The 23307-nt window shown below is 60.8% G+C and carries 24 protein-coding genes; 21 read left to right on the top strand and 3 right to left on the bottom strand.

From position 1 onward, the window contains the following. Positions 1–109: 109 nt before the first annotated feature. Together OC450_RS05695 and OC450_RS05700 are read right to left on the bottom strand one after the other, a co-directional pair. Positions 110–1270, bottom strand: coding sequence for a pyridoxal phosphate-dependent aminotransferase (locus OC450_RS05695; protein ID WP_262047415.1), 1161 nt, complete (start codon positions 1268–1270; stop codon positions 110–112). 129 nt (positions 1271–1399) lie between these two features. Next, positions 1400–2230, bottom strand: coding sequence for a helix-turn-helix transcriptional regulator (locus OC450_RS05700; RefSeq protein ID WP_262047416.1), 831 nt, complete (start codon positions 2228–2230; stop codon positions 1400–1402). A gap of 116 nt (positions 2231–2346) precedes the next feature. Here OC450_RS05700 and OC450_RS05705 point away from each other — a divergent pair, with 116 nt between their 5' ends. The 21 genes from OC450_RS05705 (at position 2347) to OC450_RS05805 (ending at position 22103) form a co-directional block, all read left to right on the top strand. Further along, complete coding sequence (locus OC450_RS05705) at positions 2347–2730, top strand: RidA family protein (protein WP_262047417.1); 384 nt, start codon at positions 2347–2349, stop codon at positions 2728–2730. Positions 2731–2745: 15 nt separating this feature from the next. After that, the gene (locus OC450_RS05710; protein ID WP_262047418.1) at positions 2746–3585 is read left to right on the top strand and encodes a fumarylacetoacetate hydrolase family protein; all 840 of its coding nucleotides are present in this window, start codon (positions 2746–2748) and stop codon (positions 3583–3585) included. A gap of 4 nt (positions 3586–3589) precedes the next feature. Then, positions 3590–4492 (top strand): LysR family transcriptional regulator, encoded by a 903-nt coding sequence (locus OC450_RS05715; RefSeq protein ID WP_410050502.1) that lies wholly within the window; start codon positions 3590–3592, stop codon positions 4490–4492. 120 nt (positions 4493–4612) lie between these two features. Continuing rightward, positions 4613–5809, top strand: coding sequence for an amino acid ABC transporter substrate-binding protein (locus OC450_RS05720; protein WP_262047420.1), 1197 nt, complete (start codon positions 4613–4615; stop codon positions 5807–5809). Positions 5810–5827: 18 nt separating this feature from the next. Then, positions 5828–6694, top strand: coding sequence for a branched-chain amino acid ABC transporter permease (locus OC450_RS05725; RefSeq protein WP_262047421.1), 867 nt, complete (start codon positions 5828–5830; stop codon positions 6692–6694). A 92-nt stretch (positions 6695–6786) separates the two neighbouring features. Continuing rightward, positions 6787–7629: a branched-chain amino acid ABC transporter permease gene (locus OC450_RS05730; RefSeq protein ID WP_262047422.1), complete on the top strand. Its 843-nt coding sequence runs from the start codon at positions 6787–6789 to the stop codon at positions 7627–7629. Continuing rightward, the gene (locus OC450_RS05735) at positions 7626–8381 is read left to right on the top strand and encodes an ABC transporter ATP-binding protein (RefSeq protein WP_262047423.1); all 756 of its coding nucleotides are present in this window, start codon (positions 7626–7628) and stop codon (positions 8379–8381) included. Before OC450_RS05730 ends, OC450_RS05735 begins: the two co-directional genes overlap by 4 nt. Next, entirely contained in the window at positions 8378–9097 is a 720-nt protein-coding gene (locus OC450_RS05740; protein WP_262047424.1) for an ABC transporter ATP-binding protein, read from the top strand. Before OC450_RS05735 ends, OC450_RS05740 begins: the two co-directional genes overlap by 4 nt. A gap of 30 nt (positions 9098–9127) precedes the next feature. Further along, positions 9128–10591 (top strand): aldehyde dehydrogenase family protein, encoded by a 1464-nt coding sequence (locus OC450_RS05745; RefSeq protein WP_262047425.1) that lies wholly within the window; start codon positions 9128–9130, stop codon positions 10589–10591. A gap of 116 nt (positions 10592–10707) precedes the next feature. Then, positions 10708–11529, top strand: coding sequence for a transporter substrate-binding domain-containing protein (locus OC450_RS05750; protein ID WP_262047426.1), 822 nt, complete (start codon positions 10708–10710; stop codon positions 11527–11529). A gap of 41 nt (positions 11530–11570) precedes the next feature. Continuing rightward, a complete protein-coding gene (locus OC450_RS05755) occupies positions 11571–12017 on the top strand; it encodes a RidA family protein (RefSeq protein ID WP_262047427.1) in 447 nt (148 codons plus the stop codon). 120 nt (positions 12018–12137) lie between these two features. Continuing rightward, positions 12138–13058 (top strand): LysR family transcriptional regulator, encoded by a 921-nt coding sequence (locus OC450_RS05760; protein ID WP_262047428.1) that lies wholly within the window; start codon positions 12138–12140, stop codon positions 13056–13058. 163 nt (positions 13059–13221) lie between these two features. Then, entirely contained in the window at positions 13222–14424 is a 1203-nt protein-coding gene (locus OC450_RS05765) for a pyridoxal phosphate-dependent aminotransferase (RefSeq protein WP_262047429.1), read from the top strand. Positions 14425–14728: 304 nt separating this feature from the next. Then, a complete protein-coding gene (locus OC450_RS05770) occupies positions 14729–15514 on the top strand; it encodes an SDR family oxidoreductase (RefSeq protein WP_262047430.1) in 786 nt (261 codons plus the stop codon). A gap of 231 nt (positions 15515–15745) precedes the next feature. Next, complete coding sequence (locus tag OC450_RS05775) at positions 15746–16555, top strand: transporter substrate-binding domain-containing protein (RefSeq protein ID WP_262047431.1); 810 nt, start codon at positions 15746–15748, stop codon at positions 16553–16555. Positions 16556–16593: 38 nt separating this feature from the next. Beyond that, positions 16594–17283 carry an amino acid ABC transporter permease gene (locus OC450_RS05780; RefSeq protein ID WP_262047432.1) on the top strand — a complete coding sequence of 230 codons (690 nt, stop codon included), beginning with the start codon at positions 16594–16596 and terminating at the stop codon, positions 17281–17283. A 10-nt stretch (positions 17284–17293) separates the two neighbouring features. Beyond that, positions 17294–18031: an amino acid ABC transporter permease gene (locus OC450_RS05785; RefSeq protein WP_262047433.1), complete on the top strand. Its 738-nt coding sequence runs from the start codon at positions 17294–17296 to the stop codon at positions 18029–18031. Then, entirely contained in the window at positions 18028–18756 is a 729-nt protein-coding gene (locus OC450_RS05790) for an amino acid ABC transporter ATP-binding protein (RefSeq protein ID WP_262047434.1), read from the top strand. The genes OC450_RS05785 and OC450_RS05790 overlap by 4 nt, the downstream gene beginning before the upstream one ends. A gap of 148 nt (positions 18757–18904) precedes the next feature. Next, the gene (locus OC450_RS05795; protein WP_262047435.1) at positions 18905–20224 is read left to right on the top strand and encodes an MmgE/PrpD family protein; all 1320 of its coding nucleotides are present in this window, start codon (positions 18905–18907) and stop codon (positions 20222–20224) included. 35 nt (positions 20225–20259) lie between these two features. Further along, the gene (locus tag OC450_RS05800; protein WP_262047436.1) at positions 20260–21087 is read left to right on the top strand and encodes a PhzF family phenazine biosynthesis protein; all 828 of its coding nucleotides are present in this window, start codon (positions 20260–20262) and stop codon (positions 21085–21087) included. 38 nt (positions 21088–21125) lie between these two features. Next, positions 21126–22103, top strand: coding sequence for a dihydrodipicolinate synthase family protein (locus OC450_RS05805; protein ID WP_262047437.1), 978 nt, complete (start codon positions 21126–21128; stop codon positions 22101–22103). A gap of 148 nt (positions 22104–22251) precedes the next feature. On the opposite strand, the gene OC450_RS05810 is transcribed toward OC450_RS05805, so the two are convergent. Continuing rightward, positions 22252–23187, bottom strand: a complete 936-nt coding sequence (locus OC450_RS05810) for a LysR family transcriptional regulator (protein ID WP_262047438.1) — start codon at positions 23185–23187, stop codon at positions 22252–22254. Positions 23188–23307 lie beyond the last annotated feature (120 nt).

A 23307-nucleotide genomic window follows, 5' to 3' on the forward strand; every position in this document is an offset into this window, starting at 1 on the left:
TTGGACCGTTCCATAACGGAGGTGGGACCGCGACGTTGAGGCGTCTCTTTCAACACCGAGGCCGCATCGCCTCGGTGCTTTCTTCTGCCATATTCGTCGAGCTCGTTGACTATCGAGGCGATCGGGCCGTGGCCCGAATAGTTGCCGACAGCGCGGCCAGTGCGACTGGAAGAACGTCGATCGGAAGATAGCCAAAGCCAAGGCGCAGAACTGCGGACGACTCACCAAACCAGGCGCCGTCCCCGATCTGGAGATCCGCATTCGGAAGTGCCGACCAGAAGCGATCAATTCCGGCCTGATCAAACGCCGCTGGGTCCAATCGAAGGCAGCAGAGAGCGCCGCCGTCCGGCTTCACCCACTCGACAAGGCCAGCTTGCTCGGCGACCCAGGCCGCGACCGTCGAAAGCCCCGTTGCAAGCAGGCTGCGACGTTCACGCAGGATCTTCTCGCGGTGATCGAGCACGGTCGCAGCCAGGGTCTCGTCGAGTGGAGAGCCTGAGATCACAAGGTTCATCTTCGCGGTCGTCAATCGCTCCCGAAGCTTTGGGTCCCGAACGGTCAGCCATCCAACGCGTAGCCCGGGCGCGCCGTGAGCCTTGGAGACTGATCCCCCGGTTATGATCGTCTCATCAAGCGCCGCAGCGCTTTGAGGAGGAAGCTCATCTCCGTAGGTCGCATCGCGGTACGTTTCATCCACGAATAGACGTGCAGCAGGCGCTTTCACGCGCATCAGGTCCAGGATCGCCTGTATTTCAGGAAGGCTTGTGCGGACACCGCTAGGGTTCTGCGGGCTGGCGATGCTGACGAGTTTTGTTCGCTCATTGAGGAGCGGTTTGAGTGCGCCCGCTGTCAGCTGATAGCCGCGGTCAAAGGTCAGACGGCATTCGCGCAAGGTGACGCCCGCGCCGACCAGCGAGTCGCGAGATGGCGGGAAGCACGGTGACGCAATGACTGCTTCATCGCCGGGGCGACAGAGCTCGAACGCCAGCAGGAATAGACCGAGGGCTGTTCCCTGCGTGGTCATGATCTCTGTCGGTTCAACCCCCGTCAGAGCCGCAATCGCGGCGCGGAGGCGCGGGAGTCCCGCGGATGAACCGTAGCCCATCTTAAGGCTGTCTAGTGCGGCCATTCCACCGGCCAGGTTCACGATCTCGCCGAACGTCAAATCCTGGGCCGTGCTCTCGGCCAAATTGTATCGCCGATTGACATCCAGCAGCGAAATGATCTCGTTCCGGGGAAAGCGCCCCGGCCAGTCTGGCTTGTGTGTCACATCATCCTCAGGTCATTGTGCAGCGGCTATTGGAGGCCGCGACCACAAGACGTCTTGTCGAAAGTTGCTCCGGCAATCCGGCGGGACGTCCGATGGAGCGTCCAAAGGCCTGGAGGCCGACCAGCGCTCCTATTGCATCGACCTTGCATAAAGTGCCGGCGTCGTGCCGGTGAATTGTTTGAAACGCTTTGTGAAGTGTGCCTGGTCGGCAAAGCCGACGTCCAAAGCCACTTGCGCCACCGGCTCGCCCAGCCTCAACAGCTGCCGCGACTTCGCAATTCGCACCTGGGTCAGGTAAGAGTACGGCGTCAAGCCGAGGTGTTTTTGGAAGAGCCTGATCAGGTGAAACAGGCCCACGCCAGACGCCCTGGAAGCATCCTCAAGATTGATGTGGTCGCACGCACGCGCGTGCAGGAATTCAACGGCACGATCGACCGCTTTCGGACAGCTTGCCTCGGTTTGGATCGGTTCGCTGGATCCGTAGCGCTCAAACAGCAGTGAAATGCCACAAATCATCGCCTCTTCGGCACCAGCCGTGTCGAGGCCAGCCATCGCAAGCCCTTGTGCCTGGTCAAACCAATGCCAGAGATCCGGATCGTCTATGACCGTCTTCTCGATGATGGAGCAATCGCCGCGCGAGCGCGCCAACATCGACGCAAGGGCAGGAACTGGCACGTAAAGCGCAGCGTAAGCCAATTCCCGGCCACGCTCGCGTTCCCCGGTATGCATTTCACCGGGATTGACCACCACCAGGTCACCCGGCGCTGCATGCGCGCGTGCGCTTCCACATCGAAACGACTTCACGCCAGCATGCATGACACCGATCATCAGCTCATCGTGTGAATGCGGTGCGAAACTATGCCGGACAAATCGTGCCGACATCAAATCGATGCCGCCGAACATCGGCGAGCTACGAAAGGTCGCTCTGTCGAGAGGGCTTTCGAATTGAAAAGTAGCCATGGCCCTGAGGTCAATATCCGACAAGAACGATAGATCGGTTCCTGCTCTCTGTAAACCGGCTGCGACCTCCGACGCGAACCGTGGCGCCGTCCCCGCTTGGATTGAGGAACCCTAGAATGACCAGGAAGATCGTAACTGCTCCGGACCTCACGCCGCCTGTGGGGCCATTTGCGCAAGGTGTCTGGGCCGGCGATCTGCTCTATGCCTCGGGCCAGGTTGGGCAAGATCCGGTCACCGGCGCGATGGTCACGGGCGGCATCGAGGCAGAAACGCGCCAGGCGTTCGAGAACCTTCGTCGCGTCCTGGCTGCGGCTGGCCTCGGATTCGAGCATGTCATCAAGGCACACGTGTTCCTTGTGGACATAAGCGATTTCGCGGCGATGAACGCAATTTACGGAGGCGTTTTCGCCGCGCCGTTCCCGGCGCGCACAACGGTCGAAGTTGCGAAGCTGGCGCTGGGTGCGCGTGTCGAGATCGACTTCGTCGCGCGGCGGACCTGAGGCGTCGAGCGTAACATGAAACTCGTGCGATTTGGTAACGCGGGACAAGAACGACCGGGCGTTGTTGATCAACAAGGCCGCGTTAGAGACGTCTCAGGTCGCATCTCTGAGTGGGTCGGCGAGGCAATTGATCCTGCCTCGCTCGCCGCGCTTTCTGCAACGGACATCGCTTCCTGTCCAATCGTTCTAGCGGGCGTACGGCTCGGGCCGCCGGTGCCCACACCAGGCAAGGTCGTTTGCGTCGGGCTCAACTACGCCGATCATGCGGAGGAGACCGGGTTCGAATTGCCCAGCGAGCCACTCGTCTTCTTCAAGTCCCCGACCGCTATTTGCGGGCCAACCGATCCGATCATCATTCCAAAGACGGCGGAGGCCGTCGATTGGGAAGTCGAGCTTGCCTGTGTTATCGGTCGACGGACGACTGGTGTCAGCGAGAGGGAAGCGATGGCCGCCGTCGCAGGGTTCGGAGTTGCAAATGACGTCACTGAACGAAATTGGCAGTTCGAACGAGGCGGGCAATGGAGCAAGGCTAAGAGTGCCGACACCTTCGCACCCCTCGGCCCCTGGCTGGTTACTCCCGACGAGGTGGGAGACCTGGGATCTCGACGAATCTGGCTGCAGAAGAACGACGTGGTACGACAGGACTCGTTGCTGTCTCGCATGATCTTCTCGGTGCCGCGAATTATCGCCTATCTCAGCGAGTTCATGCGTCTCGTGCCGGGTGATGTGATCCTGACCGGCACGCCGCGCGGCGTGGCCTACAACAAGTTCGATCCGGACTATCTTCGGCCGGGCGATCTGCTTCGCTGCGGGATTGACGGGCTGGGCGAACAGCGCACCCAAGTCGTGCATTAGCGGCATGTTGGATCCTGCGCTCCGATACTTCATGGAAGTGGTCGATTGCGGATCCATACGTTTGGCGGCGGATCGGCTGCAGATTGCACCGAGCGCCATTAGCCGTCAGATTCAAGTGCTCGAGCACCGCTTTGGCGCGCCGCTTCTTCTGCGAAGTCGGACGGGCATCGAGGCCACTGAGCAGGGAAAGCTCGTTGCCCGCTATGTGCAATGCGCCAAGCGCGATCTTGATCGGCTGAAGTCTTCGATCGATGATCTCAGCGGCTTGCGCCGCGGCCGCGTTGTGCTCGCAACGGTCGAGGCGACACAAGGACGCGTTTTGCCGGAGTGCATCTCGGCATTCCGGGCCAAATTTCCGGGGGTGGATCTCGAGGTTCGGATCCTGGGGACGCACCAGGTCTCGGAAACCCTTCTCAAGGAGGAGGCCGACATCGGGATCGCCCTTGATCCCCCGTTACGGAACGAACTGCTGTTGAGGATGCGTTGGCCCCAGCCGCTTCAGGCGGTCATGCAACCCGGCCATGAACTGACACAGCGCTCTGGCAGCCTGCGGTTGAAGGAGGTGCTGGAGTGGCCGCACATCCTGCCCGATCGCAGCTTCGGCATTCGCTCTTTGATCGAGCGGGCTGCCAACAAGGCGGGCGCGGTAACGAGGCCGTTCCTAGAGACGAACTCGCTGGACGTCGCGAAGACGATTGCGATTTCGACCAATGCTCTCACGGTCCTGCCGCCCGAGGCTCTGTTTCGCGAATTGGCGGCAGGCTCCCTCGTGACGCGGGGAATTGACGATCCGCTGCTGGTCAAAGCCACTATCGACGTGATGACCCTGCGCACCAAGCCGCTGTCCAAGGCGGCTGAGACCCTCCTACGTTTCGTTCGTCAAAGCATCGCCGATCACAAAGCCTAGTGGCGGCTGCCGGGTGTTCTCAATCCGAGTACGCCGCCTACGCGTGTCGGCTATATCGTCACTGGCCTGCAATTTGTGATCAGTGCTTCCCAGAGCAAGGTGGGTTCTGGGGAGGATCTGATGCAGCGCAGGACGGTCTTGATGGGAATGGCGGCTGCCCTCGCGGCGCCCGCGATCGTTCGGGCCCAGGGCAGCGACGAGCTGAGGATTGGCGCCCCGCTGCCGCTGACGGGACCGTTGGCCCCGGAGGGCCAAAAGCAGAAGCGCGGCTACGATCTGTGGGTCAAGGAGGTCGAAAGCGCGGGCGGATTCGAAATTAGCGGCCGCCGGGTCCCGGTGCGGATTATCTACAGTGACTATCAGTCCGCCACGCCTCGGGCCGTACAGGCCTGCGATCAGCTGGTGACGCAACAGCGCGTGCACGCGCTGTTCAGCCCGTTCGGTTCCGGCGCCGCAAAAGCATCCAGCTCCATCTCCGAACGCTATCGCGTGCCGATGATTGCCCCGACGGCGTCCTCACGCGAAGTCTACGATCAGGGTTTCAAATACCTCTTCGGAACGTTCACGCCCAACGAGACGCTGACTGAGCCCCTCGCGGATATGGTCTTATCGGCGGCTCCGGCCATCAAGCGTGTGGCGATCTTCTCGCGCAACGATCTGCTGCCGCTCGCCTTGAGCGCCGAAATGAAGAAGTCGGCCGTCAAGCGCGGCCTTCAGATCGTGTTCGACGAGAAGTTCGCCATCGGCAGCCTCGACTTCGCCTCCGCGTTGACGCAGATGCGCAGCGCCGATCCGGAGTGGGTCTTCGTCGGTGGATACGTCAACGATCTCGTGCAGGTTCGCACGCAGATGCGCGATCTCGGCTTGAAACCGCAGGTCCTCACCATGATCGCCGGGCCCGCCTACGATGAGTTCACGCAGGCCCTGCACCGTGCGGCCGAGAACATCTCGAGTGCGGCCTGGTGGCATCCTGCCGTGCGCTATGAGGGCGTGGACATTTTCGGGAAGACGGAGAACTTCGTCCAGAAATTCCTCGCCACATATTCGGCGCTGCCCGACTACATCGAAGCGTCGGCCGCAGCAGCGGGCGCGATTCTGCAACTGGCAGCGCGCAAATCCGGATCGCTTGAAGGGCCGGCCCTGCGCGATGCGTTGGCGAGCCTGGATGCCATGACGTTCTACGGTCCGATCTCGTTCGGTCCGACCGGACAGATCGAAAAGCTGGTGCCCCCCGTGTTCCAGATCCAGGGGGGCAGGCCGATCGTTCTGGCGCCTACGTCGATCGCGCAGGGCGATTTTCGCCTTGGCATTACCTGATCGAACCGCGGTGCAACCGTGCAACTAGCGCAGGTCATTCTGAACGGGCTTCTGCTCGGCGGCCTCTATGCGGCGATGGCAGCAGGCTTCTCGCTGGTCTGGGGCGTGCTCAACATCATCAACATAGCGCAGGGGTCTGCCGTCGTCCTCGGCTCTTACGTTGCGTATTTCGCCTGGAGATATGCCGGTCTCAATCCTCTCCTGGCTGTTGCTCTTGCGGGTCCTCTGCTGTTCGGCGCGGGTTGGGTGCTTCAGCGATTTCTGATCCAGCGGGTGATCGCGGCTCCCGTGCTGATTACTCTGGTGTTCACCTTCGGAATGGACCTGATCCTGAACAACACGATGATCAGTCTGTTTACGGCGGATTATCGGAAGATCGAGGGGGTCTTTCCGACCGTGCCGTTTCACTTTGGCGCGCTGACGCTCCCTGTCGATCGTCTTCTTGCTGCGGCTGCGGGCGTCATTGCCGCCTTCACCTTGCACGTCTATCTCCACAAATCTCGTCTCGGCCGTGCGATCGTCGCAGTCAGGATGGACCGGCAGACCGCCGAGTTGATGGGCGTGCGTGTCGAGATCATCTACGCAACGACCTTCGGGCTCGGGTTGGCCATGGCGGGGGTGGCGGGTTGCCTGCTCGCGGCCATCTTCCCGACGTCGCCCCTGAACAGCGCCTACTATCTGCACATCGCGTTTGTCGCCTGCGTGCTGGGTGGCCTTGGGAGTGTCCTGGGGGCGGTGGCCGGCGGGCTGTTGCTTGGCGTCGTTGAAAGCCTGGGCGCTCTTTTTGTCGGAGCCGAGTACGGCACCACGGTCGCTGCCGTCGTCCTCCTTCTGATGCTGTTCACGCGACCACAAGGCCTCTTGGGCCGGGCAGGCTACGAATGACCTCTCGTGGCCGACTTGCAATTGCAATTATCGTCATCGGCGTGCTCGCCTGCGCAGGGCTTCCGCTGATCCTTGCTGGCGAGCCGTATCTCATGCGCCTCGTCACGATGTTCAGTCTTCTGCTGGTGCTGGCCGCCTCCTGGAACATTGTGGGCGGCTTCACGGGCTACCCGTCGTTTGCAACCGGCGCCTTTTTTGGACTTGGCGCTTATGTTGCCGCGATCCTGCAAGCAAAGGGAGTGGACTGGCGATTAGCCCTGGTCGCCGCGGGACTCGCTGGTGGCGTTCTCGCCGCGCCTGTCGGTTACGGCGTTCTCAGGCTGCGCGGTCACTATTTCGCGGTCGCGAGCCTCATGCTGGGTACCATCCTCAAGGAGCTGACAACTGGATGGTCCGATCTGACCGGCGGGGGCATGGGCCTGACCATCGCCGGCGCTGGCGGTGACCCGGAAGTGCTGGCGAGCTTTGCTCTGCGAATCTCTCTGGCGCTGGCCGTGCTCACCGTTCTGTTGGGCGCTGCCATCAAATGGAGCCGCCTCGGATTTGGGCTGGATTGCATCCGCATGAACGAGACCGCGGCGGCGGGTATCGGCGTCGATGCCCAGAAACTCAAGACATGCGCCTTCATCCTCTCGTCGATTCCATCGGCGGTCGCCGGCGCAGTCTATGCCGGGTGGATCGGCTACATCGATCCGACGGACGTGTACGACGTGATGTGGTCGGTGAAGCCGATCGTCGCGGTGCTGCTCGGTGGGGTGGGCACGATCCTCGGGCCGGTCGTCGGCGCAGCGATCTTCGTCGCGCTCGAGGAAATCGTCTGGCGCAACGTTCTGAGCTTCAGCGCGGGAGGACTCGGTATCTTGATCGTCCTGCTGCTCTTGGTCCTGCCAGCCGGTGTGTTGCCGTCGCTTGTCTCCAGGAAGACCCGCCCATGACGGCCGCATTGCTCGACGTCAGACATGTCAGCCGTCGATTTGGCGGACTGACGGCGATTGACGACGTTTCGTTCCGACTGAACGAAGGCGAGATCGTCGGCCTGATCGGCTCGAACGGCGCCGGCAAGACCACGCTCGTCAATCTGGTGACGGGTCACCTCAGACCCTCCCAGGGGGAGATCTCGTTTCGCGGCCAAAGGATCACCGGCCGAAAGCCCCACGAGCTCGCATCGAGAGGGCTGATGCGGACGTTCCAAGTCGTTCAGCCGTTCAACGCTCTGACGGCGCTCGACAATGTCGCGGCCGCCGCGATGTTCGCAGGCGGCGCGCGATCGCTATCAAGCGCCCGGGAGCAGGCAGATGCCGCGTTGAGCAGCCTTGGTATCGGTCATTGTTGCGATCATTTGCCGGTCCGCATGACGCTGGCTGAACGCAAGCGTCTGGAACTCGCGCGAGCCTGGGTCGCCAAGCCAAAATTGCTGTTCCTTGACGAGGTCAACGCGGGCTTGAACAGCGGTGAAATCGAAGGCGTTCTCGGCATGATCCGGAAGATTGCTGCCGAAGGCGTGGCGATCGTGATCATCGAACACCTGATGAAGGTTGTGAAAGGGCTCTGCCCGCAATTGATCGTGCTGCATCGCGGCCAACTGCTTGCAAGCGGTCCGACCGACGAGGTCGCCCGCAATCCGTCGGTCATCGAGGCCTATCTCGGAACGCGTGGCGCGGCCGCGATGCTCGGAGAAGAGCGATGACCGCAGGTCTCGTCGTTTCGAACCTCAGCGCCGGCTACGGTGATGTGGCCGTACTCACTGACGTCTCCATGTCGGCCGAGGTCGGGGTGATCACGGCAGTGATCGGTTCAAATGGTGCGGGGAAGACAACATTGCTGCGCAGTCTATCGGGACTGCTGACGCCGCGCCAAGGCAGCATTCGGATCGGCGATGCCGAACTCTCCGGCTCCAAGGCTCTCGATTTCGTCAATGCCGGCATCGCGCATGTTCCGGAAGGCCGGCGTCTGTTCGCCGGCATGACGGTCGAGGACAATTTGCTGATGGGCGCGTTTGCGCGCGCTGCCGCACCGGCGGAGCTTCGGCGTGATCTCGATCGGATATATGTCATGTTCCCGAAGCTCGCCGAGCGGCGACGTCAAGACGCCGTATCCATGTCCGGAGGCGAGCAACAGATGTGTGCCATCGGGCGCGGGCTGATGTCGCGTCCGCGCATCCTGATGATCGACGAGCTGTCACTCGGTCTGTCGCCGGTCGCCGTCGATTTCCTCGTGGAATCGCTGAAGACGATCAGCAGCGACGGGGTCGGCATCGTCGTCGTGGAACAGGACGTCGCTGTGGCGCTCGACCTGGCCAGCCATGTGGTCGTGATGGATCGCGGTCGGGTCTCGAAGGCCGGATCCAGCAGTGACATTGCCCAAGATCGTGCAATTCGCGCCGCTTATCTCGGCGTCGATTAGGCTTCTCTCACCAAAACCGGGATCAATGATATGAACGCCATGCAATTCGACATCATTCGCTCGCCTTTTGACGGGTCGCCGGTCGGTCAAATGCCCATAGCAGACGCGGCAGCGGTGGAAGCAGCCATCAATGCCGCGGAGAGCGCCTTTCAGGTCATGCGAAGGCTGCCTCGCTTTGCTCGCGCTGACATTCTCGCGCGGGCAGCTGAGATCATGAAGGCGAGACGCAATGAGTTCGTCAGTACGATCGCCGCGGAAGCCGGCAAGCCTCTCTATGATGCCCGGGGAGAGGTGGCCCGCTCGATTTTCAACCTGACCAACGCGGCATCCGAAGCGCGACGGTATGGTGGGCATGAAATCCCGCTCGACATGGATGCCGGGGTCTTCGAATACCAGACCACGACGGCTGACGGCGCTCCGCTCGATCTGGCCAACGCGGACTTCGAGCAACTCGCCTCAATTCGGCGGCGCATCGGTATTGCGCGGCGCTTTCCGATCGGGCCGATCCTCGCGATCGCGCCGTTCAATTTTCCGCTCAACCTCGTGCTGCACAAGGTCGCGCCGGCGCTTGCGGTTGGTAATTCGGTCGTGCTGAAGCCGGCGCCGCAGACTCCGTTGACGTCGCTGCTGCTTGCCGAGGTGCTGACCGAGGCCGGCCTTCCGAAAGGGGCGCTGTCTGTCGTTCATTGCAGCGTTCCGCTTGCGGAGCAGATGGTCAAGGATGAGCGCTTCGCGATGGTCACGTTCACGGGGTCGGCCAAAGTGGGCTGGCACATCAAGTCGATCGCCGGCAAGAAGAAGGTCGCGCTTGAGCTCGGTGGAAACGCTGCCGTCATCGTCTGCGCGGATGCGGACCTGGACCTTGCTGCAGCAAGATGCGTCCGGGGCGGCGTCGTCTACGGCGGCCAGTATTGTATCGGCGTCCAGCGCATTCTCGTCGAACGCAAGATCCACGACGAGTTCGTGGAGAAGCTGACAAGCAAGGTCCGGGCCTGCAAGGTCGGTGATCCCATGCAGGAAGGCGTGGATGTTGGTCCGGTCATCGACGAAGGATCGGCCAAGCGCATCGCATGCTGGATCGACGAGGCAAGTGCGGCCGGAGCCAAGATCCTCGTCGGCGGAAAGCGCGAGCGAGCGGTCGTGGAGCCGACGGTCATGGCTGGAACGAAGAGTGGGATGAAGATCGAGGACGAAGAGGTCTTCGGCCCCGTCCTGACCGTAAATCCGTTCAACGAGTTCGAGGATGCGGTCCGGCGCGCGAACGCAACTCGCTACGGCCTGCAAGGGGGGATGTTCACCCGCGACCTCAAGCGCGCGTTCTCGGCAATCGAGGAATGGGATGTCGGTGGCCTGATGATCAACGACGTGCCGATCTACCGGTTGGACAACATGCCGTTCGGCGGCTGGAAGGAATCTGGAATCGGTCGCGAAGGAACCGTCTTCGCGATGGACGACATGACCGATATCAAGCATCTCGTCATCAACTACGCATGACCTGTGAGTGTTCTGAAATGTAGAACGCCGCGAGCGCGTGAGCTGTCTATTCCCAATGCCGCGGTCACCATCATAGTCGCCTCGAGGACGCCGAGTCCTCGAGGGAGGCACAGACAATGAAAACGACATACCTGATTGCGACCGCTGCTGCGATGGCGCTGCTCCTTGCACAGCCATCAAAAGCGCAGGACAAGACCGTCCTGGCGTATATCGAAGAACCTCCATTTGCCGCGACGATCAACGGTCAACCAGCGGGTTCGGACGTCGATCTCGCCAAGGCGGTGCTGGCGAGAATGGGCGTCAAGGACATCGAGTTGAAGAAGGTGGAGTTCGCCGAACTCCTTCCAGGCGTGGCTGCCGGCCGCTGGACGATGAACACGGCACTGTTTGTCACGCCGGAGCGCTGCAAGACGGTTGCCTACTCGAATCCAATCTGGGCGTTGGTTGACGGCATGATCGTTCGCGCCGGCAATCCAAAGCGAATCTCCAGCTATGCGTCGGTGGCGGCGTCCGACGCGAGGCTTGGCGTCGTCAAAGGCACCGTGCAGGTTGCAAGCGCGAAGGCGGCAGGTGTGCCGGCTGAGCGGATCGTCGAGTTCGGCGCCCAGGAGGAGATCGTTGCTGCGATCAAGACCGGGCGCGTCGATGCCTATCCGAATACGGCGCTAGGGCACCGCGCGCTGCTTGCTTCACTGAGGGATGCGGATCTGGCGCTCGCGCAGCCATTCGAGCCGCCCATGGAGAACGGCCGCCCGAAGGCTGGCTTCGGCGCATTCTCGTTTAACCGGGCGAGCGGAGCCTTCATTGCCCGTTTCAACGCAGAGCTGGCGAGGTTCCTGGGCTCGGAGGACCATCGCGCCATCGTCGGCAAATATGGGCTTGGAAACGAAGAGATTGCGCCGGCGCTGACCGCGAAAAGTGAGGAGTTGTGCAAATGAGCGGACTGTCGACCAATACCGGGATGCTTGACCCCGAGCTCGTGCTCGCCAAGCTCAAGATCGAGCTGCCAGCATCCGTTCCGCCAGCCGGTAACTATGCCCGCGCGCGTTCGACAGGCAATGTCCTCTACCTTGCCGGACACCTTCCGGATTCAGCCGGCGTCCCTCAATTCATGGGCAAGCTCGGTCGCGAGGTGTCCGTGGAGGATGGCTATCGCGCCGCGCGGGTTGCGATGATCAACAGCCTTGGGACGATCAAGGCCAATGTCGGCAATCTGAGGCGGGTCAAGCGCATCATCAAGTTGTTGGGGATGGTCAACTGCGTCGCCGATTTCGTTCAGCAGCCCGAGGTGGTCAACGGCGCCTCGGACCTTCTCGACGAGGTGTTCGGCAAGGACGTTGCGTTGCACGCGCGCTCGGCGGTCGGCATGCATTCCCTGCCGCGTGGCAACTGCGTCGAAATCGAAACGATCCTGGAGTTCGAATGAGGTGACGGACCGGGCCTAGGATGTCGAATCGGTTGGGTATCGTCATTCCCTGGGCGACTGAAACTGCTCGCATTCGAGAATAAAAGCGATCTATCATCGGAGTCTCACTCGAGAGGACGAATGATGATTACGCTGAAGCAACTGGAGGGATTTTACTGGGTTGCTGAACTTGGTGGATTGGATGAAGCGGCGCAAAGGCTGAATGCCACACAGTCGGCGATTTCCAAGCGCGTGCAAGAGCTTGAGGCGATTTTGAACGTCGCATTGTTCGACCGGTCAAAACGACGGGTCCAGATTACGCCGCAGGGCGAGAAGCTGATCCTGCTGACGCGTGACATGCTGGCGCTCCGCGATCGGATTATGGATTTCAAGTCGTCGCTGGGCGACTCGCCGCGCAACCTTCGGTTCGGCGTGACCGAACTGACGGCCATGACATGGCTCCCGAATTTGATCCATCGACTTCGTGGAAGCTATCCCACGCTGGCATTGGAGCCCGTCGTCGACGCGAGCGTGGAGCTCGTCGAAAAGCTCAAGGCTGATGAACTCGATGCTGTGGTCGTTCCCGACGCTTTTCGAGAGCCGGCATTCGAAATCGTGCCTCTCGATTCCGTAGAATATGCATGGATGTGCAGTCCCGCCTATTTCGATGATGCGGCCGAACTGCCACTCGCGAGCTTGTCCAGTCACACGATCATCGTTCAGCAGCAGGCGTCGTCCGGTCTTGGCGACCTCATATCGCAGTGGCTGGCTGACAAGCACATCGCCTTCGATAATACACTGTCGAGCAGCAGCCTGACCGCCTTGTCATCTCTTACGTTGTCGGGTTTGGGGATCAGTTATCTGCCGCGGAAAGTGTTCGACTATCTGATCGCCTCGGGTCAGCTCAGAACCTTGCGGACACGACCTGCGCTTCCGCGAATTCCATATGTGATGATGTACAAGAAGGCGAAGAGCGACGAATTTCTCCGGTTCCTGGCTTCGCTCGCCTCGGACTGTTGTGAGTTCTCCCGGTCTGTGCCGTGGTACTTCGCGGCACGATGACGAAACCCGAAATTGATTCACTTCCTCTCATGAAATTTGCGACATCGTGAGTCGTAAACTATTCCATTGACGGTAATCATAACGCTCGGCACCTGTAGGAAAGGATGAGAGACGCAGCGATCGCAAAGCGCGACTCCCATCGTGAGCGGGATCGGGTGCCGAAATGCAATTGCTGGCCAGGCGCGTAGACCTGATACAGCCTTCACCAAGTGTGATGGCGATGAGCCGCGCAAAGGAACTGATCGCTGCCGGCCAGGACATCTGCAACATGGCCGCAGGCGAGCCCGACTTCGCGACACCGCGTGCGATCATTGATGCCGCCTATCAAGCACTTTTGGCCGGCGAGACGAAATATACCGCCGTCGATGGGACGCGGGCGCTCAAGGAGGCGATCTGCGAAAAATTCCGCCGCGAGAACGGGCTGACTTACAGGCCTGACCAGATTTCCGTGGGTGCTGGCGCAAAGCAGGTGATCTTCAACGCACTCGCCTGCTCGGTGGACGAGGGGGATGAGGTCATCATCCCGGCTCCGTACTGGGTTTCCTATCCCGACATCGTTCAATTCAACGGTGGCAAGCCCGTGTTCGTTGTCGCGCCGGCTTCGCAAGGGTTCAAGATGACCGCCGAGCAACTGCAATCGGTGATCACGCCGCACTCCAAATGGCTGGTTCTGAATTCGCCGAACAATCCGAGTGGCGCGACGTTTTCACGCGCCGAACTTATGCAAATCGGCGAGGTCGTCGCCCGGCACCCCAATCTCTACGTACTGACTGACGAGATCTACGAACATCTGATCTACGACGACACGCCCTATGCATCATTCGCCGCAGTCAATCCGGGTCTCTCCGAGCGAACATTGACGATCAACGGGGTCTCGAAGTCGTTCTCGATGACGGGCTGGCGGCTCGGCTATGGCGCGGGTCCGCAACCTTTGATCAAAGCCATGGAGAAGCTGCAGTCCCAGACGAGCGGCAACCCCGCCTCTGTCAGTCAAGCCGCAGCGTTGGCAGCACTCAAGGGCTCAATGGCCTTCTTTGATAAATGGCGTGATGAGTTTCAACGCCGACGTGACTATATCGTCAGTCAGTTGGATGGTCGGGAAGGCCTATCCTGCGCGAAACCCGCAGGCGCCTTCTACGTCTATCCTTCGTGCGCAGCGCATATTGGAAAGACAACACCAGGCGGCAAGCGTATCGAGACTGACACCGATTTCGTTCTTTACCTTCTGAACGAGTACAAGGTCGCGACAGTGCAGGGCGCCGCCTACGGATTGTCGCCGTCGTTTCGGATCTCCTTCGCGACCTCGATGAATGTCATCGAAGAGGCGTGTCGCCGCGTATTGGCTGCTTGCTCCGCTCTTCGATAGCCAAGCACTCGACTTGCGTGATCGGCAAACAACAAAACATTCCGATCGCCTTCAACTCCGAACGTAAGAGACGGTGAGGCCAGCGTGCCTCGCAAGACGCCAAACTGGTCGTCCCGTCATCGATATCCGCAACGAGCCCCAACTTTTGATGAGATGCGTCGCGGCGTTGGCAAGCCAATCGCTGGTGAGTGCTGCCGGCCGTCTGCGCCGACGCATTCCTTAAATTCATTTATTGATCAAATTTAATTCCATTGAGGAATTTAATTCGGCGGTTAGAGTAAACGAAGCGCAATGAGGCGACCCGATGGACCTTCAGATCAAAGGAAAGACAGCGTTGGTGTTCGGCGGCGCCGGTGGTCTCGGCTCCTCCATTGCGCTGGCGTTGGGGCGCGAAGGCTGTCAGGTGGCGATCGCTGATATCAACGGCGATGGATTGAACGCCGTGGCTCAGCGTCTTCGCACCAAGGACGTGTCCGCCCTGCCGATCGTTTGGGATATCTCTGACCTGTCGATCATCCAGGCGAACCTTGAGTTGGTCGCCAAGCAACTCGGGCCGGTAGACATCCTGATCAACAACACTGGCGGGCCGCCGCCCTCTCCAGTGTCGGGCATCGACGCCGCCGTTTGGGCGGCCAACTTTCAGAAGATGGTGCAGCCCGTGATCGCGATCACGGATCGTGTGCTCGAAGGAATGCGAGCCAGGCGGTGGGGACGCGTGATCACGAGCGCCTCGTCCGGCGTGATTGCACCTATCCCCAACCTCGGTGTGTCGAACACGCTGCGCAGCGCGCTTGTGGGCTGGTCCAAGACCCTCGCGCGCGAAGTCGCCCGAGATGGGATAACAATGAACGTCGTCGTTCCAGGACGAATTGCAACCGATCGTATTCAGTTCCTGGACGCCGAAAAAGCGAAGCGCGAGGGGAGACCGGTTGACCAGGTCGCCGCCGAGAGCACCGCAAGCATCCCGCTCGGCCGATACGGCCGGCCGGAAGAATATGCTGAAGTCATTGCCTTCCTCGCCAGCGCGCAGGCCTCCTATGTCACGGGTTCGACTGTTCGCGTCGATGGCGGCTTGATTCCCAGTGTTTGAAGGACGTGGCGGGATGACGAGCAGAGCGTGCCGCCGATCTTTTTACGAGCACGCCGCGGCTGCACCGCGGTTGGCTTGACGAGCTCCCGCCGGTAGTTCCGGCGGTTGCGCAGCGTGCGCGTCGTTTGGTTTGCACCGATGCTTGAAGCGGGCAGGCGAGGTCGAGCGAAGCGAGTTACCCGAATTTTTCGCAATCGTCTTTTGTCGTGTTGTTCAGGGGAAGACATACGTATGAAAAGAGTGGCGCTCGTAGTTCTCGGATTCACATTGTGCTCTTCGGCGGCTTGGTCCGATCAGCTCGCCGATATCAAATCGCGGGGCGTCCTGACGTGCGGCGTCTTTGGGGATCTGGTTCCGCTCGGATACCAGGATGCGAAGACCCGCAGTATCGTCGGGCTTGACGTCGATGTCTGTGCAGCCATCGCCGAAGACCTCGGTGTGAAGCTGGATCTCAAGACCGTCTCCGTCGATGCGCGCATTCCCTCTCTTGAAACGGGACGCATCGATGTCATGACGGCGTCCCTGGCATATACGCCGGTTCGGGCCAAGCAGATCGACTTCTCCTCCGCCTATATGAACGTTCCGGTTTCCGTACTCGTCAAGAAAGATTCCGGCATCAAGAGCTTTGCCGATTTGGCGGGAAAGAAGGTCAGCGCCAATCGAGGGTCAACGTCGGAAGTGTTCGCGCGGCAGAAGCTGACCAACAGCGAGGTGGTCAGCTTCGACAATGGTCCGTCATCCTACCTGGCACTTGCGCAAGACAAGGTACAGGGCATGGCCATGGTCAAGAGCGCAGCGGTTGGATTTCACAACCGTTCGAACGGCCAGACCGTATTCCTCGATGAAGCGCTTTTCTGGGAGCATGACTGCGTCGGCGTAAAGAAGGGCGAGCCCGCCCTCCTTGCGGCGGTCAATACCGCTCTCGACAAGCTCGAGAGCTCCGGCCGCCTGCAAACGATCTGGGATCGCTGGTATGGCCAGTCGAACGAGTACCAGCTGGCACGGGAGAAAAAGGTCACACCTGCTTCAGAGTTCGAATAGGTCGATACTCAAGCCGCGCAGCAACGAGAGCGACGATCATGAACTTTCACTCGCTTGCGGTACTCGCCGATCCTGACGTCCAGCTGTTGTTCCTGCGCGGCACCCTCACAACACTCGAGCTGTTCTTTGCTTCGGCGATTGCCGCCTACGCGCTTGGCGCACTGCTGGTTGTGATACGGATGTCCGGTCGGCTTCCGTCTGCGGCCGTCGGGGCGTTTGTGGAATACCATCGAAACGTACCGAGCATTGTCCAGATCTTCGTCTGGTACTTCGGCGTGCCACAGATCCTTCCGCAATCGTGGCACGCCTTCGCAAATGCCCATCTCAGCGCTTTCTTCTTCGCCGTCGTCGCTCTTTCACTGAACGCTGCGGCCTACATTTCCGAAGACCTGCGAAGCGGAATTCGTGCCGTCCCGCCTGGCCAGATAGAGGCCGCACGTGCACTTGGCATGAGCTACCTGAAGGCGATGCGCTGGGTGGTGGTGTCTCAGGCCGTACGCGGGGCAGCTCCCGCGCTGGTCAGCCAGGCACTGGGGTTGCTGAAAACCACAAGTCTCGCCTTGGCTATCGGGGTCAAGGAACTCATGTATGTCGCCCGGCAACTCGACGGCGAGACATACGCGACATTCCCCGCCTACCTCACGCCAACGCTCATCTATCTCGCGTGCACGCTGACGCTGATGGCGATCGGAAGTCGCCTGCAGCAGTCGGCGCGCTTCACACGGTGATTGTGGCGCCATGACAGAAATACTCTCACAATACGGTTTGCTGCTGCTCGTGGGCCAGTATCCGGATGGCCCGCTGGGAGGTCTGGCTCTAACACTGTTGATGTCTATCGCGGCGCTCTTGCTTGCGTTCCCGGTGGCCGTCGGGGTCGCCGTTGCGCGTACCAGTCCCATCCACGGAGTTCGACGGGCCGCGGCCATTTACGTCACTGCGGTTCGCGGGATTCCGCTCCTGCTCATCATCTTCTGGGCGTTCTTCGTGTTGCCGCTGGTGACCGGCGTGACGAGTTCCCCGGAGGTCACGGTGATCTGCGCACTGGTGATCTACGAGGGTGCATATCTTGGCGAAGCCATTCGCGCGGCACTCGACGCACTTCCAAAAGGGCAGACGGAGGCGTCGCGCTCCCTTGGGATGAGCTACCCGGCGATGCTTCGCAAGGTGATCCTGCCCCAAGCCCTGTTCAACTGCCTGCCAAGCATGATGAACCAGTTCGTCCTGATCGTGAAGAACACGTCGTTGGCCTATATCATCGGCGCTCAGGAAGTGACGTTCTCCGCGAACAGCATCAACGCTCAGTTGCTGACGCGTCCCTTCGAAGTCTACTTCATCCTCGCCGCGATCTATTTCATCCTGTGCTATTCGCTGAGCTGCCTTTCGCGCGTCGTCGAACATCGCGTGCTGCGGAAGCGGTCGAGATTGACAAGTCAACTAATCCCCGAGAACCCCTCCCTCGTGCGAGTGCCGTCATGATCGAGTTCATCAACGTCAGTAAGTGGTATGGATCACATCGGGTTCTCAACGACGTCAATGGGCGCGTTGAACGTGGCGAAGTCGTTGTAATCTGCGGACCGTCGGGATCAGGGAAATCGACGCTCATTCGCACCATTAATCGGCTCGAGCCGATCAATAAGGGACAGATCATCGTTGGCGAAACCGACGTGAATGACCGCAGGACGTCCGTCAATCAGTTGCGCAGCGGGATAGGTTTTGTCTTCCAGCAGTTCAACCTTTTTCCGCATCTCAGCGCCAAGGACAATGTTGCGTTGGCGCCGATCACAGTCCGCGGCTTCAAGAAGAGCGAGGCTTACGATCGGGCCCTGGAATTGCTCGACAAGGTCGGGCTGAAGAGCAAGGCGGACGCGTTTCCCGGCCAGCTTTCGGGCGGCCAACAGCAGCGAGTGGCAATTGCGCGCGCTTTGGCCATGGATCCCCCCGTCATGTTGTTCGACGAGCCGACAAGCGCGCTCGATCCGGAGATGGTCGGCGAGGTGCTTCAGGTGATGAAGCAGCTTGCGAGCGATGGCATGACCATGATCTGCGTGACGCACGAGATGGGATTCGCGCGCGACGTGGCGAACCGCGTCTGGTTCATCGCGGACGGAGAAGTTCTGGAGAGCACCACGCCCTCGGAGTTTTTTGCCACGCCCCGTCATCCCCGGGCTCAAAAATTCGTTGCGGACATCCGCGCCCACTGACGTTGTCCTGGTCCTTGGCGGATGAGAAAGAGCATTGGGCAAACGCAGTCGGATCGCGACCATTGCACGGCTATGTCACCCGCCTGCGCGTGCCGTCCGCCTTGTTCCAGGATAGTAGACGCCTCGATTGGACCATAGAGCTGGCATAATGAAGAACGAGCTTTCCTACGATCTCGCCGCTCTTGCGTTGCAGCTGGAGTCGGAAGTCGCCGCGAACCGCGCGCTGCTCAAGCAGTGCCTCATCGACGCTGCAGCCGCCGCCATTGCAGGATACGACTCCCCGGCCGCGACCATCGCTGCGAAATGTGCCGTACGAGGCTTCGGTACGGGATACGTGGCTCCGTGGTTCTCCAGCTCCGCCAATGTGACCCCGATCGGAGCCGCATTCGTCAACTCGTCCGCGATGTCAGCACTGGATATCGATGATGGCAACCGCGCGGCTCGCGGCCACCTCGGCGCCGCCGTCGTGCCGGCGGCATCGGTCTTTGGCTCGCTGAACGATGTGTCCGCGGACACTTTCGCGCATGCGATCCTCGCCGGTTGTGAGATTGGCGGACGGCTCGGGGCTGCAGAGTCGCCGCCGTTCTTTGCATCGGGTCGCTGGGCAGGAGTTGGGGTCGCGGTTGCCACCGGCATCTGTCTCGGCTTCGATAGGGAGAAGCTCGCGAGTGCGATTTCTCTTTCGGTCCACGCCGCGCCGTTGGTCGCCGCAGCCGGCGTCCGGAAACAGATGACCGGCCATATCAAGGAAGGCGTCCCTTTCGGCCTCCTGTCCGGCGTCGCTTCAGCGCTCCTGGCGGAACTGGGCTATCAGGGAGATCCGGATGCCGTCGAAAGTGTCGGGATTTTCGACACGAGCCGGATCTCTCCCCAGTCACCGGATGCGTTCGCGTTCCAGAGGACGTACTTCAAGCGCTACACGTGCTGCCGGCTGGCGCATGCTCCAATCGACGCCGCAGTGGCGATTGCGGCACGCGAGCAGCTCGCAGTCGAAGACATCGACCGCATCACGGTACGCACGTTCCGCACGACGATCGAGCTGCCGAACGAAGCGCGGCCGACCTCGTTCGAGTCGGCCCAGTTCAGCCTGCCGTTTGCAATCGCCGTGGCGCTAGTCAAAGGCACCGACGCGTTACTTCCACTGTCGATCCGGACTCTGGAGAGCGCCGACGTGACGGCTCTCGCAAAGCGAGTGGTCCTGGAGCACGATCCCAAGCTTGATGCACTTTATCCGTCGACCACACCCACGACGGTTCAGATCGATACGCGCAGCGGCAAGAGATACGAAGAGCAGAGAGACACGGCCGACGGGGATCCTGGTCGGCCGTTCACGGACGCGCAGTTGTTGAAGAAGCTGAAAACACTGGGGCACGGTAAAGTGTCGGAGGAACGACTTGCTGCCATTGCAGCCGCGCTAAGTGACGGCATCCCGAGCGCGGGGCATTTCGAAGCCGCGCTGCGCAAATAGGCATCCGCAGAACGGACGAAGCAAACGGCAAGTTTATGAGCGGTGAAATTATTCTTCCGATCTGGCAGGTTGACGCCTTTTCTTCGGTCGTCTTCGGAGGCAATCCTGCCGCCGTCGTCGCCATTACCGACTGCTGGCTTCCGGACGACATTCTTCAGGCCATCGCGGCGGAAAACAATCTGTCCGAAACCGCATTCATGCGCCCCGGAGAGCATCCGGTTCCTCTGCGCTGGTTTACTCCGATACAGGAGGTTCCCCTCTGCGGTCATGCAACCTTGGCGGCCGTCGCCGTCATGCATCAGGCACTCGGGCTTGCACAAACGGGATCCATCGTCGAGTTGGCGACGGCAAGTGGGCCGCTCCAAATTCAGATACGCGAAGACGATTATGTTCTGGACCTTCCGGCGCGACCGACCGTGCCGACATCCGTGCCAAAGTCCGAGCTCGAGACTGCGCTGAGGGCTCGCATCGACGAAATCTACGAGAGCGTGGATCGCTACGTATGCGTCCTCAACGACGAAGCCGCTGTCCGCGTGGTAGCGCCGGATATGGCTGCGGTCTCAAAGCTGCTGCTGCCAGGGCTCATCGTCACCGCGCCGGGTGACGCCTGCGACTTCGTGTCCAGATATTTTGCGCCAGCCAAGGGCGTTCCGGAAGATCCCGTTACAGGAACCTCACATTGCACCCTGGCGCCATTCTGGGGCCAGCGTCTCGACAAGACCACGCTGCAGGCCCGGCAGCTCTCAACGCGAGGAGGACAGATCGAGTGTTCAATCCACCAAGATCGCGTTCGGCTCTCGGGTGCGTGCAGATTTTATCTTAGCGGCACAATAACGGTACCCGTCGGGCCCGCCAGTCATTAGCCGCCGCCATTCGATAACCCTTACGCGAGAACGAGAACATGACAAATCTCATCAACTCCACGGCGCGCGGGCTTTACCCGATCTCGGTGACGCCATTTTTGGACAACGGCGCGATCGACTTTGCGAGCATGGACCGACTCGTCGACTTCTTTCTGGAGATCGGCGTGCCCGGTATCACCTTGCTGGGCCTCATGGGCGAAGCGGCCAAGCTGTCGAAAGAAGAATCCATCGATCTGGTCCGGCGCGTGGTTCGTCGCCTCGACGGTCGGGCCCAGGTAATCACCGGCGTCTCACAGGCAGGGCTTAACGAGTTTGGGTCCGTAACCGCGGCGATGATGGACGAAGGTGCCGCCGGGATCATGGTGGCACCGGCGTCCTCGCTGAAGTCCGAGGACCAGGTGCTTGCATTCTTCGAAGCGATTTCCGCTCGGATCGGCGAACACGTGCCAATCGCGTTGCAGGACTATCCGCAGAGCACGGGAGTACACATCTCCGCGGATACGCTTGGTCGCATCATAGAGCGCGTACCGAATATTCAGATTTTGAAGCACGAAGAGGGCTCGGCGCTCCGCAAGATTACAAAAATGCGCGCGCAAGAGGAGCGTGGCGAACGTCGCCGAGTGTCAATTCTCGTCGGTAACAGCGGCTTGCATCTGCTTCAGGAGCTTGCGCGAGGCGCGGATGGGGCCAACACCGGCGTGGCTTTTCCGGAGCTTCTGGTTGAGATATGTGACCGGTTCTTCGCCGGAAACGCGGAAGGAGCTGAGGACCTCTACGATATCTTTCTACCGCTCATCCGCCATGAGTGGCAGGTCGGAGTTGGACTCGCAATTCGGAAGGAAATCTTTCGCCGTCGCGGCCTGATCGCGTCAGCTGCCACACGAGCGCCAGGACCGTCGCTCGACCGAGACGATCACGCCGAGCTGTCACGTCTCTTGGCGCGTCTCGATCGTCGCCTGGGAGAAGCAGGTGAAAGCAGCGTGATTCACACCTATCGCGTCAGCTTGGCGAATTGATCGCGGTATCCCGCTCGATTGGCTCTAGCAGGCCGAGCCCGATCGACCGGCAGATCGAGCGTCTCTGCCGGATTGCTGACATGCGCCGCCATGGAAAGGTCAAGCCGCGGACTAATGTCCAGCTGCAAATCACCTCTTGTTGCAGGCCTCAGCCGTCAACCGGTGGCGCGTGCAATATCGCCATGGTCTCCGAGCGGAAAATGTGGGCGCTCGAGCTTAAGGTGGCAGTGGCGGACCAGATCAGCCCGATCGGTTCGGGGCGGGCCGGCAATTGCAGCGGTGTGACCGTGCAAACGCCGCCGCGCACCCATTCCTCGGCGAGATTGGCGGGCGCCAGAGCAAGCAGCGGCATGGTCTGCAGCAGCGTCGCGATCGTGGCGGCGGAGGTCGTTTCGATCGCACGCGAGGGCATGGCGACGTGCAGCGCAGACATCTGGTCGGCGAAGTGCTCGCGGATCGGGGTCCCCGGCAGCGGCAGGCACCAGTCATGGGAGCAGGCTTGCTCCCAATCCAGCCTCGACGCTCGAAGCAGGGGGTGGCCGTAACTGGCGATGACGACATAGGGCTCGGACAGGATTTGCGCGCCATCGAGATCCGGCGTGAGCAGCCCGCGGATCAACCGTCCAAACACCAGATTGACTCTGCCGGCGCGCAGCTCACGCAGCAGGTTCGGTAGCGTATCCTCGACCAGACGGATGGTGACCCGCGGATGCCGCGCCTTCATCGTCGCCACCACGCGCGCGACGAGCTGCAGTATCGAGATCGCCTGCAAGCCGATGATCAGGAGACCCGCGCCACCCTCCGAGATCAGCTCCACCTCTTCGCCAAGCAGCTTCAGTTCGGTCGCAACGCGGCGCGCGGTGCGGATCACATGATGGCCGGCGTCGGTCGGGGTGACGCTGCGTCCCTTACGCTCGAACAACTCGGTGCCAACAAGGGTTTCAATTTCGGCGATCACCTTGGAGACCGCGGCCTGGGTGATGAACAGATGCTCGGCCGCACGGGTGATGCTGCCGTGCTCATCGACCGCCAGGACAACGCGGAGCTGGCGGAGTTTGATGCGCTCTGCCCATCGTGGCGCCATTTGGCCTCCTTTTGGTTATGCAAAGATAAGGCATAGGCCTGAGATTTCAGGGAATTATACCCTGACATTACCATACAGTTATGTATTAAGGCTGATTTTTCAGTTCCGACCCGATTGGCC

Origin of the sequence: Bradyrhizobium sp. Bra78, assembly GCF_024519855.1 — a bacterium.
Lineage (GTDB): Bacteria > Pseudomonadota > Alphaproteobacteria > Rhizobiales > Xanthobacteraceae > Bradyrhizobium > Bradyrhizobium japonicum_G.